The organism is Streptomyces sp. NPDC056347, assembly GCF_042262625.1.
Taxonomy (GTDB): Bacteria; Actinomycetota; Actinomycetes; order Streptomycetales; family Streptomycetaceae; genus Streptomyces.
This window is the reverse complement of the sequence record NZ_JBHJQP010000227.1, coordinates 1-10,614: the sequence shown is the minus strand read 5'-3', so window position 1 is coordinate 10,614 and position 10,614 is coordinate 1. Positions and strand designations below refer to the sequence as shown.

Sequence of the window (10,614 nt, the reverse complement as noted above, 5' to 3'; positions counted from 1 at the left end):
CGCCCGGACGACGTACGCGCCGTCCGGGCGGACCCGTGTCCCGGGCCGGTCGCCGGTCAGTCGCCGTCCGGGTCGGCGCGCTCCAGCGCCGGGCGCAGCGGCGCCGCCGACTCGGTCAGCAGATAGTCCGCCGCGGCCGTGTCCGTCACCAGGCTGGTGACGAGACCGGAGCGCAGCACCGCTCCGATCGCCGCGGCCTTGCGCTGGCCGCCCGCGATCGCCACCACCTCGGGAATCCGGCGCAGCCGGTCGGCCTCGACCGTGATGCACCGCTCGCCCAGGTCCCGGCCGACCCGACGGCCCTCGGTGTCGAAGAGGTGCGCCGACATCTCCGCCGCGACGCCGAGCGAGGCGTAGTGCGCCCGCTCCTGGTCGGAGAGCATGTCGTGGACGGTCGAGATGCCCGGCTCCCAGGAGCCGATGGACACCGCCGCGACGGTCACCTTGTCGAAGTAGTCGAAGGCGCGGGCGATGCCCGTCTGGTGGCGCAGGGCCGCGGCCGTGGCCGGATCCGGCAGCAGCATCGGCGCGTAGATGGGGTGGGCCTCGCCGCCGGAGACCTGGGCGGCCCGCCGGACCGCCTCGACCGAGCCGCGCTCCGCCGTCCCCGCGTCGTACACCCCGGTGAGCTGCACGACCGTGCACGGCGGCAGCCGGTCGAGCGCCGCGGCCATGTGGATGGTGGAGCGGCCCCAGGCCAGCCCCAGCACATCGCCCTCGTTCACCAGTTCGCCGAGCAGATCGGCCGCGACCTCGCCCAGGTTCTCCGGGTCCGGTGCGTCGTCCTGCTCCTCCGCCGGGGATTCGACGACGACCGCGTGGCGCAGCCCGTAGCGGGCCCGGAGCGCGTCGGAGCGCTCGGCGTCCAGTTCCGCGGGGACACGGATCTCGATCCTCACGAGATCGCGTTCCAGTGCCGTTTCCAGGACCCGGGCCACCTTGAAGCGGCTGACCCCGAACTCCTCGGCGATCTGGATCTTCGACTTTCCCTCGAGGTAGAAGCGGCGGGCCATGGCCGCCGCCTGCACCAGCTCCGCGGGCCCCATCCGCAGGGCGGACCGGCCCGCCGACATTGCAGACACCGCGCTCTCCTCACTGCTGTTCACACTCTCGATACGCCGTTCATCCTGTCAGATCCGGCGCCCCCTGATCGGCCTCGTCGGACCGCGTTCATCTGCCCTTGGCCTGCCCGACCCGCGAGCGGGAGGGACGGACCGCGGCGGCGGTGTCAGTGGCCGCACGCCCAGGCCGCCGAGGCGGTGGCCTGCTCGGCCCGGGTGCGCAGCGCGCGCACCGCCTCGGCCGGGTCCTTCGCCCCGTACACCGCCGAGCCCGCGACGAAGACGTCGGCTCCGGCCTCGGCGCACCGCTCGATGGTGGAGGCGGAGACCCCGCCGTCGACCTGGAGCCACAGTTCGAGTCCGTGCTTGGAGATCAGCTCACGGGTGCGGCGGATCTTCGGCAGCATGATGTCCAGGAAGGCCTGGCCGCCGAAGCCCGGCTCGACCGTCATGATCAGCAGCATGTCCAGCTCGGGGAGCAGGTCCTCGTACGGCTCGATCGGCGTCGCGGGCTTGAGCGCCATGGACGCGCGGGCACCCTTGGCGCGGATCTCCCGCGCGAGGCGTACCGGGGCCGCCGCGGCCTCCGCGTGGAAGGTGACGGAACCGGCGCCCGCCTCGACGTACTGCGGGGCCCAGCGGTCGGGGGCCTCGATCATCAGGTGGCAGTCCAGCGGGGTGTCCGTGGCCCGGGCGAGCGACTCGACGATCGGCACGCCGAGCGTCAGGTTGGGCACGAAATGGTTGTCCATCACGTCGACGTGCAGCCAGTCGGCGCCTTCGACGGCCTCGGCCTCCTCGGCGAGGCGGGCGAAGTCGGCGGACAGGATGCTGGGGTTGATCTGGGCCATGCCCCCAAGACTGCCATGTTCCGCGCCACTTCCCCGCCTTGGTGCGGGCCAAAGCCTCACGGGATCATTACAGTTCGCGTGATCATGAGGCTCCGGCCACTCCATAGGTGGCGATTCGGGCGGGCGCGGGCGCCCGGCCGGCCCGGCGCCCCAGCGAATCAGTTCCACCAGAAGTCCCACCGGCCGGCGCCGAGGATCCGCTCGGCGCACGCGGCCGGGGGCTGCGGCCGCCGGCTCTGCCGGACGTCGTCCGGGCAGAAGGCGAAGTGCTCGGCCGCGACCCGCAGGGCCTCCCCGGCGGTCGTGGGCCCGGCGGCCACGGAGAGACGCAGCGACGCGGGCCCGGAACCGGCGCTCCCGGTCGCGGACGACCGCGGAGCTCAGGCGGTACGCCGCAGCAGCGCCAGGTACATCGCGTCCGTGCCGTGCAGATGCGGCCAGAGCTGTACGTCGGGGCCGTCGCCCAGCGCGGGCACACCCGGCATCAGCGGGCGGGCGTCCACCCACTCCGCCTCGACGGCCTGGCCGCCGCGCCCCCTGAGCACGTCCTCGACCACCGTCCGGGTCTCCGCGAGATGCGGCGAGCAGGTGGCGTAGCCGACCACACCGCCGACCCGGACGGCCTTCAAAGCCTCGCGGAGCAGGGCGCGTTGCAGCGGCGCGAACTGTTCCAGGTCCTCCTTGCGGCGGCGCCAGCGCGCCTCCGGGCGGCGGCGCAGGGCGCCGAGGCCCGAGCAGGGCACGTCCATCAGCACCCGGTCGAAGCTGCCGGGCCGCCACGGCGGCCGGGTGCCGTCCGCGGTGATCACCTGGTACGGGCCCGGGTTCCCGGCCAGGGCGTGCTCGACGAGCCGGGCCCGGTGCGGCTGCTTCTCGGCGGCGAGCAGGGCGGCGCCCCGTTCCGCGGCGAGCGCGGCCAGCAGGGCGGCCTTGCCGCCGGGGCCCGCGCAGCCGTCCAGCCAGCGGCTGTCGCTCCCCTCCAGCGGTACGGCGGCCAGCGCGGCGGCCACCAGCTGGCTGCCCTCGTCCTGGACCCCGGCCCGGCCCTCGCGCACCGCCTCCAGCGCGCCGGGCTCGCCGCCCTCCGCCATCCGCACGGCGTACGGCGACCAGCGGCCCGGCAGGCCGTTCTCCTCGCCGAGCGCGTCGAGCAGCTCGTCGGTGGTGGCGCGGCCGGGGCGGGCGACCAGGGTGACCTCGGGCCGTTCGTTGTCCGCGTCGAGGAGGTCCTCGATCCCGGCCCGGCCGCCGCCCAGCGCGTCCCACAGCGCCGAGACGATCCAGCGCGGGTGCGAGTGCACGACGGCGAGGTGGTCCTCGGCGTCCTCCTCGTAGGGCGGGGCCACCCGGGCCACCCAGCCGTCGAGGTCGTCCGCGGCGACCTTGCGCAGCACCGCGTTGACGAACTTGGCCCGCCCCTCGCCGAGCACCACCCGGGCCAGCTCCACGCTGGCGGAGACCGCCGCGTGGGTGGGGATGCGGGTGCCGAGCAGCTGGTGCACGCCCATGTCCAGCACGTCCAGGACCGGCGGGTCGACCTCGCGCAGCGGCCGGTCGATGCAGGCCGCGACGATCGCGTCGTACGTCCCCTGGCGGCGCAGCGTGCCGTAGACCAGCTCGGTCGCCAGCGCCGCGTCCCGGTGGTCGAAGTCGCCCTTGGCACGGGCCTTCTTCAGCAGCGGGGGCAGGACGAGGTTCGCGTACGCGTCGCGTTCGTCGACCGCCCGCAGGGCCTCGAAGGCGAGGAAGCGGACCGGGTCCTTCTGCGGACGGCGATGGGGCTTGGCGGGACGGCGACGCTGCTGGTCGTTCACGTGAAAGGTGCTCCGCTGGGGGTGAGGGGGCGAACCCTCCCAGCCTACGTCGCCGCCGCGGCCGGAATGTTCCTCAGTTCCCCAGCAGCTCGCCGGGGGCGATCCGTACCCCGCGCGCCCAGTCCGCGGCCCGCATCGGCTTCTTGCCCTGCGGCTGGACCCAGAGCAGCTCCACGGCGTGCGATCCGGTGCCCACGTGGACGTTGTTCTTCGCGGCGGACAGCTCGCCGGGGGCCAGGTCGGTGCGGTCGAGGACGGGCACGGCCTGGATCAGCTTCAGCCGCTCGCCGCGGAACAGGGTCCACGCGCCGGGCGCGGGCGTGCAGCCGCGCACCACCCGGTCGACCCGGAGCGCGGGCGCGGACCACTGCACCTGGGCGTCCTCGACGGTGATCTTCGGGGCGAGGGTGACGCCCTCGGCCGGCTGCTCCACGGCGTGCAGGGTGCCGTCCTCGATGCCGTCCATCGTCGCCGCGAGCAGCCCCGCTCCGGCGAACGCCAGCCGGGTGAGCAGGTCGCCGCTGGTGTCGGTGGGGCGCACCTCCTCGGTGAGGACGCCGTACACCGGGCCGGAGTCGAGCCCCTCCTCGATCAGGAAGGTCGATGCGCCGGTCAGCTCGTCCCCGGCCATCACCGCGTGCTGCACCGGGGCCGCGCCGCGCCAGGCGGGCAGCAGCGAGAAGTGCAGGTTGACCCAGCCGCGGGCGGGCACGGCGAGCGCCGCCTTGGGCAGCAGCGCCCCGTAGGCGACGACCGGACAGCAGTCCGGGGCGATCTCCCGCAGCCGGGCGAGGAAGTCCTCGTCGCGCGGCCGGGCGGGCTTGAGCACCTCGATGCCCGCCTCCTCGGCGCGTTCGGCGACCGGGCTGGCGACCAGGCGGCGTCCCCGGCCGGCGGGGGCGTCGGGCCGGGTCACGACAGCGGCCACCTCGTGCCGGTCGGAGGCGATCAGGGCGTCCAGGGCGGGTACGGCTACCTCGGGGGTGCCTGCGAAGACGAGCTTCATGGGTGGCTGACTGCCTCTCGGGCCGAAGTGCGGTGACGAGCAACGCACAAGTCTATGGGCCGGAGCATCAGGGGGCGTACGCATGCCCGTGCGCCCCTTTGTAGGGCGTACGCGCCCCTGAAGCGTGACCAGAACCACAGCTCGGGCGTTGGTCAAGAGAGATTGACCGAAGCGAGCCGCCCTGGTGCGGCCCGATCCCTTTCAACGCCGGTTCGAGAGGCTTCTTCATGGCCGACCACGCAACCCACGACGCCCAAGCGAGGGCCAGTCTGCATCTGTTGGTGCGGGACATCGAGCGGGTCCGGCGGCAGGTGGACGCACTGCGCACGCTCACCGCGCAACTGGGCAACGTCTACCGTCCGCGCCGCTCCGGCCCGTCCACGGGCTTCGTCGTCTACGGCAGGGCCCCGGCCCCCACCGTCAGGCTGGCACAGGAACTGCGCGACAGCGTCGAGACGCTGGTCACCGCCGCGGTCGACTTCGACCGCTCGCTGGGCTTCTCCTGGGACGCGGTGGGCTCCGCGCTCGGGGTCACCAAGCAGGCGGTGCACCGCCGCTACGGAGCACGCCGCAACACCCGGCAGCCGGGGGCGGCCGAGACCGCCGGGGAGGCCGCCGTGCCGCACGGCCTGCCCGTCCCGGGATCCGCCGGTTCGCCCGCGCTGCCCGCCGTGCCCGCAGCCCGTTCCATGCCGCCGCAGCCGTCGACGGACCGCCCGTCACTGCGCGAGGACCTGCGCCCGGGCGCCTTCCCCGGCCCGCGCAACGGCTGACCGCCCACACCCGCCCGTCCGCTGCCCCGTCGCACGCCCCGTGCGGCGGGGCAGCCCCATGCCGGGGCGCTCTTCCAGGTCCCGGCCGTCAGCCGATGTCCGGCGGATCGACCCTGATTCGGACGCGCTCGCCGCCGCCCCGGGCCAGCCGTGCCGCCTGCGCGGTCTTCAGGGCGTGCGCCAGCGCCGCCCCGCTGCCCGGCGGCACCCGGAGCAGCACCCGCTCCCAGGACTCCCCGGGCGGGGCCTGGCCGGGTCTGCGGGGCCGCCCCGGCGCGGCGGCCGGCACCGGGACCGGGCCCAGTGTCTCGGCCTGCGGCGGCAGTTCGGCCGCCGCGAGGAACTCGGCCAGCGCCTCCGGCGTACCGGCCACCGAAGCCATCCGGGACACCGGGGGAAAGCCCAGCTCGGCCCGGTCCGCCAGCTCACGGCGGGCGTGCCCCACCGGGTCCCAGCGCACCAGGGCCTGCACCGGCCGCAGCGTCGGCTCGGCGACGACCACCACCGTGCCGCCCTCCGGCTGCCCGCGCACCAGCGCCGCGGCGGCCGTCCAGCGCCGCAGCGCCTCCTCACCGGCCCGCAGATCGGGGCGACCGACCATCGCCCAGCCGTCCAGCAGCAGCGCCGCCGCGTAGCCGCCCTCGGCCACCGGCTCGGCACCGGGGGTGCTGACGACCAGCGCGGGCATGTCCGGCACCGCGTCGAGGATGTGGTCGCGGCCGGAGGTCCGCACGGGCACGTCGGGAAAGGCCCGGCCCAGCTCCTCGGCGGTCCGCCGGGCGCCGACAATCCGGGCCCGCAGCCGCCCGGAGCCGCAGGCCGGGCAGTGCCAGGCGGTCTCGGGCCGCCCGCACCACGCGCAGTCGAGGTCCCGCTGGTCGGGCGCCTGGAGCGGCCCCGCGCAGTGCCGGCAGCGGGCGGGCTCGCGGCAGCGCTCGCAGGCCAGCCGGGGCACGTAGCCGCGGCGGGGCACCTGGATCAGCACCGGGCCGCGGCGCAGCCCGTCCCGCACCGTCTGCCAGGCCAGGCTGGGCAACCGGGCCGCGCGCGCCGCCCCGTCCCGTGCCAGCTCCCCGTCGTCGACCGTACGCACGAGGGGGGCCGCGGTCCGCAGCTGCTCCCGGTCGGCGCGCAGCGGCAGCGCCCAGCCGCTCTCCACCAGCTGGGCGGCCTCCACCGTGCAGCTCGTGCCGCCGAGGAGGAAGGCGCACCGGCTGTGCGCGGCCCTCAGTTCGAGCACTTCGCGCACGTGTGGGAAGGGGGCGTTGTCGTCGCTGTGGCTGGCGTCCCCGTCGTCCCAGACGGCGACCAGGCCGAGGTCGGCGACCGGGGCGAACATGGCCGCCCTGGTCCCGACGACCGCCCGCACCGAGCCGCGCCGGACGGCGAGCCACTCGCGGTACCGCTTCTCCGGCCCGGAGTCGGCGGTGAGCAGCGCGTGGCGCCCCCGGCCGAGCAGCGCGGTGAGCGCGGTGTCCACCCGCGCGGCGGCCCGGCCGTCGGGAACGACGAGCAGCGCGCCGCGCCCGGACGCGAGGGTGGCGGCCATGGCCCGGGCGATCTCCTCGGGCCAGTGGGGCCCGGGCAGCGCCGTCCATACGGCCCTGGGCGCGCCCCCCTCCGCCAGCGCCCGCAGGAACGCCGGTCCCTGCGCGTACCGCTGCCAGCTCCCCGCCGGCGGCACGGGCGGCGGCGGCAGCGGCGCGGGCGAGGGCTTCGACTCGGCCTTCCCGTTGCGCGGCGGCACGGCGAGCTGGATCACATCGGCGAGACTGCCCGCGTACCGGTCGGCGACGGCGCGGGCGAGGGCCAGCAGCTCCGGCCCCAGCACCGGCTCGGGCGACACCACGTAGGCGAGCGCCGCGAGGGCGCCCTGGTAGTCCGACTCGGCGCGCCGCTCGATCAGGAAGCCGTCGATCAGCCCCCCGCCCTCGCGGCGGCCGCCCCGGACCTGGCGGCCCCCGGCCCCGAACCGGACCCGGACCCGCACCCCGGGCCGCGCCTCGGCGTCCAGTTCCTCGGGCACCGCGTAGTCGAAGTACTGGTCGAGATGGAGGGCGCCCTTGTTGACGAGCACCCGGGCGACGGGCAGCTCCTTGGCGAGCGCGGCGCCGCGCCAGGTCCGGGGCTTGGCCCGGGGCACGTCGGCCCGGCGCACCGTCTCCCTGATCAGCGCGAGCTGCTCCGGGGCCTCGTCGCCGGGGTCCTCGGACCGCTTGTTCTCGCTGCTCACAGCCAAATTCCTATCAGAGGGCACTGACAGCGGCCGCATCGAGGAACCGGGGCCGAACGCGCCGGGGCCCGGACACCGCGTGCGGTGTCCGGGCCCCGGCGTACGGTACGGGCAGCGGCCGGCCTAGAGCCCGGCCGCCGTGCGCAGCGCGTCCACCCGGTCGGTGCGCTCCCAGGTGAAGTCGGGCAGCTCACGGCCGAAGTGGCCGTAGGCGGCGGTCTGGGCGTAGATCGGGCGGAGCAGGTCGAGGTCGCGGATGATCGCGGCCGGACGGAGGTCGAAGACCTCGCCGATGGCGTGCTCGATCTTCTCGGTGTCGACGGCGGCGGTGCCGAAGGTCTCGACGAACAGGCCGACCGGCTCGGCCTTGCCGATCGCGTACGCGACCTGGACCTCGCAACGGGCGGCGAGACCCGCGGCGACGACGTTCTTCGCGACCCAGCGCATGGCGTACGCGGCCGAGCGGTCCACCTTCGACGGGTCCTTGCCCGAGAAGGCGCCGCCGCCGTGCCGGGCGTAGCCGCCGTAGGTGTCGATGATGATCTTGCGACCGGTCAGGCCGGCGTCGCCCATCGGGCCGCCGATCTCGAAGCGCCCGGTCGGGTTGACCAGGAGCCGGTAGCCGTCGGTGTCGAGCTTGATGCCGTCCTCGATGAGCTGCGCGAGCACGTGCTCGACGACGAACTCGCGGATGTCGGGCGCGAGCAGCGAGTCGAGGTCGATGTCGCTGGCGTGCTGCGAGGAGACCACCACGGTGTCGAGGCGGACGGCCTTGTCACCGTCGTACTCGATGGTGACCTGGGTCTTGCCGTCGGGGCGCAGGTACGGGATGGTCCCGTTCTTGCGGACCTCGGAGAGCCGCCGGGAGAGCCGGTGCGCGAGGTGGATCGGGAGCGGCATCAGCTCGGGCGTCTCGTCGCAGGCATAGCCGAACATCAGGCCCTGGTCGCCGGCGCCCTGCTTGTCGAGCTCGTCCTCGTCGCCCTCGACCCGCTGCTCGTACGCCGTGTCGACGCCCTGCGCGATGTCGGGAGACTGCGCCCCGATGGACACCGAGACACCGCAGGAGGCGCCGTCGAAGCCCTTCTTCGAGGAGTCGTAGCCGATCTCCAGGACCTTGTTGCGGACAAGGGTGGGGATGTCGGCGTAGGCCTTGGTCGTGACCTCACCCGCTACGTGGACCAGACCAGTGGTGATCAAGGTCTCGACGGCGACGCGGGACCGGGGGTCCTCGCGGAGCAACGCGTCGAGAATGGTGTCGCTGATCTGGTCGGCGATCTTGTCGGGGTGGCCCTCGGTGACGGACTCCGAGGTGAAGAGACGGCGGGACACATCGCTCCCTGGGGTTGCAGCGGCTGCTGGCTGATCATTTGGCGGACTGCCGGGAGCTGCGCCCGGCATAGTCCAGCGCCAGTTTATCGGTCGTATTCGTCCGGCGGACAGCATGTCTCGCCCTTTGAGCGATCTGTGACCCTCCACACTCCTCTCCCAGGCAGTCCGAAACCCTGGGGATCGCACGTTTTACCCCCATATTTCAAGGGATTCGGCCTGCCGGAACCCGACACAGGATTTTCATCCGAGCCGCGGCGACACGAGGTCCCACACCGTGTCGGCGAGCGCTTCCTTGGGTCCGTACGGCACCTGGGTCTCTCCGCCGTCGGCCGCGAGCACCACCGCCTCGTTCTCCTCGGAGCCGAACGTTCGGCGCTCCCCCACCTCGTTGACGACCAGGAGGTCGCAGCCCTTGCGACGGAGCTTCTCGCGGCCGTTGGCGAGCACGTCGTCGGTCTCGGCGGCGAAGCCCACGACGACCTGTCCCGGCCTGGCACGCTCGGCGGACACCTCGGCGAGGATGTCGGGGTTGCGGACCAGGGCGATGGGGGCGGGCTCCCGGCCGTCCTTCTTCTTGATCTTCCCCTGGGCGTACTCGGCGGGGCGGAAGTCGGCGACCGCCGCGGCCATCACGACCGCGTCGGCGTCCGCGGCGGCCTTCAGCACGGCCTCGCGCAGCTGCACGGCGGTCCCCACGCGCACCATGTCGGCACCGGCCGGGTCGGGCAGACCGGTGTTGGCCTCGATCAGCGTCACCCGGGCGCCACGCGCGAGAGCGGTACGCGCCAGGGCGTAGCCCTGCTTGCCGGACGAGCGGTTGCCGAGGAAACGCACCGGGTCGAGGGGCTCGCGCGTACCGCCCGCGCTGATCACCACGTGGCGGCCCGCCAGATCGGGTTCGACCGGACCCCGGGCCAGCACCCGGCGACAGACCTCGAAGATCTCCGCGGGGTCGGGCAGCCGCCCCTTGCCGGTGTCGACACCGGTGAGGCGGCCGACCGCGGGCTCGATGACGACGGCGCCGCGGCGCCGCAGGGTCGCGACGTTCTCCCGGGTGGCCGGGTGCTCCCACATCTCGGTGTGCATGGCCGGCGCGAAGACGACCGGGCAGCGGGCGGTGAGCAGCGTGTTGGTGAGCAGGTCGTCGGCGAGGCCGTGGGCCGCCCTGGCGAGCGTGTCCGCGGTGGCGGGGGCGACGACCACCAGGTCGGCCTCCTGCCCGATCCTGACGTGCGGCACCTGGTGGACGTCGTCCCAGACCTCGGTGGAGACCGGGTGCCCGGAGAGCGCCGACCAGGTGGCGGCTCCCACGAAGTGCAGCGCGGACCCGGTCGGCACCACCCGCACGTCGTGACCGGACTCGGTCAGCCGGCGCAGCAGCTCGCACGCCTTGTACGCGGCGATGCCTCCGCTGACCCCCAGAACGACCTTCGGCTTGTCCACTGCGTCTCCCCGCACTCGGATACGAACACCCCCATGCTGCCTCACCGCGGCCACCCGCCCCAGGCCGCCCCGGACACGCCGCGGGCCCGGCAGCCATGGCT

General features: G+C 74.5%; 9 protein-coding genes. 1 reads left to right on the top strand and 8 read right to left on the bottom strand.

What is annotated here, in order from left to right; translation table 11 throughout:
• Positions 1-56 precede the first annotated feature (56 nt).
• From ACFCV8_RS33030 to fmt, 5 genes are all read right to left on the bottom strand, one after another.
• Positions 57-1,073 carry a sugar-binding transcriptional regulator gene (locus ACFCV8_RS33030; RefSeq protein WP_376689188.1) on the bottom strand — a complete coding sequence of 339 codons (1,017 nt, stop codon included), beginning with the start codon at positions 1,071-1,073 and terminating at the stop codon, positions 57-59.
• A 155-nt stretch (positions 1,074-1,228) separates the two neighbouring features.
• Complete coding sequence (gene rpe / locus ACFCV8_RS33025) at positions 1,229-1,912, bottom strand: ribulose-phosphate 3-epimerase (RefSeq protein WP_376689187.1); 684 nt, start codon at positions 1,910-1,912, stop codon at positions 1,229-1,231.
• 158 nt (positions 1,913-2,070) lie between these two features.
• Positions 2,071-2,232: a DUF4253 domain-containing protein gene (locus ACFCV8_RS33020; protein WP_376689186.1), complete on the bottom strand. Its 162-nt coding sequence runs from the start codon at positions 2,230-2,232 to the stop codon at positions 2,071-2,073.
• Between the two features lie 60 nt (positions 2,233-2,292).
• Entirely contained in the window at positions 2,293-3,726 is a 1,434-nt protein-coding gene (locus ACFCV8_RS33015) for an RsmB/NOP family class I SAM-dependent RNA methyltransferase (protein WP_376689185.1), read from the bottom strand.
• A 73-nt stretch (positions 3,727-3,799) separates the two neighbouring features.
• On the bottom strand, positions 3,800-4,732 hold the full coding sequence (fmt, locus tag ACFCV8_RS33010) for a methionyl-tRNA formyltransferase (protein WP_376689184.1): 933 nt from the start codon (positions 4,730-4,732) through the stop codon (positions 3,800-3,802).
• A 227-nt stretch (positions 4,733-4,959) separates the two neighbouring features.
• On the opposite strand from fmt, the gene ACFCV8_RS33005 reads away from it, so the two are divergent.
• Positions 4,960-5,505 carry a hypothetical protein gene (locus tag ACFCV8_RS33005; RefSeq protein ID WP_376689183.1) on the top strand — a complete coding sequence of 182 codons (546 nt, stop codon included), beginning with the start codon at positions 4,960-4,962 and terminating at the stop codon, positions 5,503-5,505.
• Positions 5,506-5,593: 88 nt separating this feature from the next.
• Here ACFCV8_RS33005 and ACFCV8_RS33000 read toward each other — a convergent pair whose 3' ends face one another.
• The 3 genes from ACFCV8_RS33000 to coaBC form a co-directional block, all read right to left on the bottom strand.
• Entirely contained in the window at positions 5,594-7,738 is a 2,145-nt protein-coding gene (locus ACFCV8_RS33000) for a primosomal protein N' (RefSeq protein WP_376689182.1), read from the bottom strand.
• 123 nt (positions 7,739-7,861) lie between these two features.
• Positions 7,862-9,070 carry a methionine adenosyltransferase gene (gene metK, locus ACFCV8_RS32995; protein ID WP_376689181.1) on the bottom strand — a complete coding sequence of 403 codons (1,209 nt, stop codon included), beginning with the start codon at positions 9,068-9,070 and terminating at the stop codon, positions 7,862-7,864.
• 240 nt (positions 9,071-9,310) lie between these two features.
• A complete protein-coding gene (gene coaBC, locus ACFCV8_RS32990) occupies positions 9,311-10,513 on the bottom strand; it encodes a bifunctional phosphopantothenoylcysteine decarboxylase/phosphopantothenate--cysteine ligase CoaBC (protein WP_376689180.1) in 1,203 nt (400 codons plus the stop codon).
• Positions 10,514-10,614 lie beyond the last annotated feature (101 nt).

Excerpts from the sequence above, each read along its gene's own strand:
- ACFCV8_RS33030 (WP_376689188.1), bottom strand. The coding sequence starts at position 1,073 with ATGTCGGCGGGCCGGTCCGCCCTGCGGATGGGGCCCGCGGAGCTGGTG.
- fmt (WP_376689184.1), bottom strand. The coding sequence starts at position 4,732 with ATGAAGCTCGTCTTCGCAGGCACCCCCGAGGTAGCCGTACCCGCCCTG.
- rpe (WP_376689187.1), bottom strand. The coding sequence starts at position 1,912 with ATGGCCCAGATCAACCCCAGCATCCTGTCCGCCGACTTCGCCCGCCTC.
- ACFCV8_RS33005 (WP_376689183.1), top strand. The coding sequence starts at position 4,960 with ATGGCCGACCACGCAACCCACGACGCCCAAGCGAGGGCCAGTCTGCAT.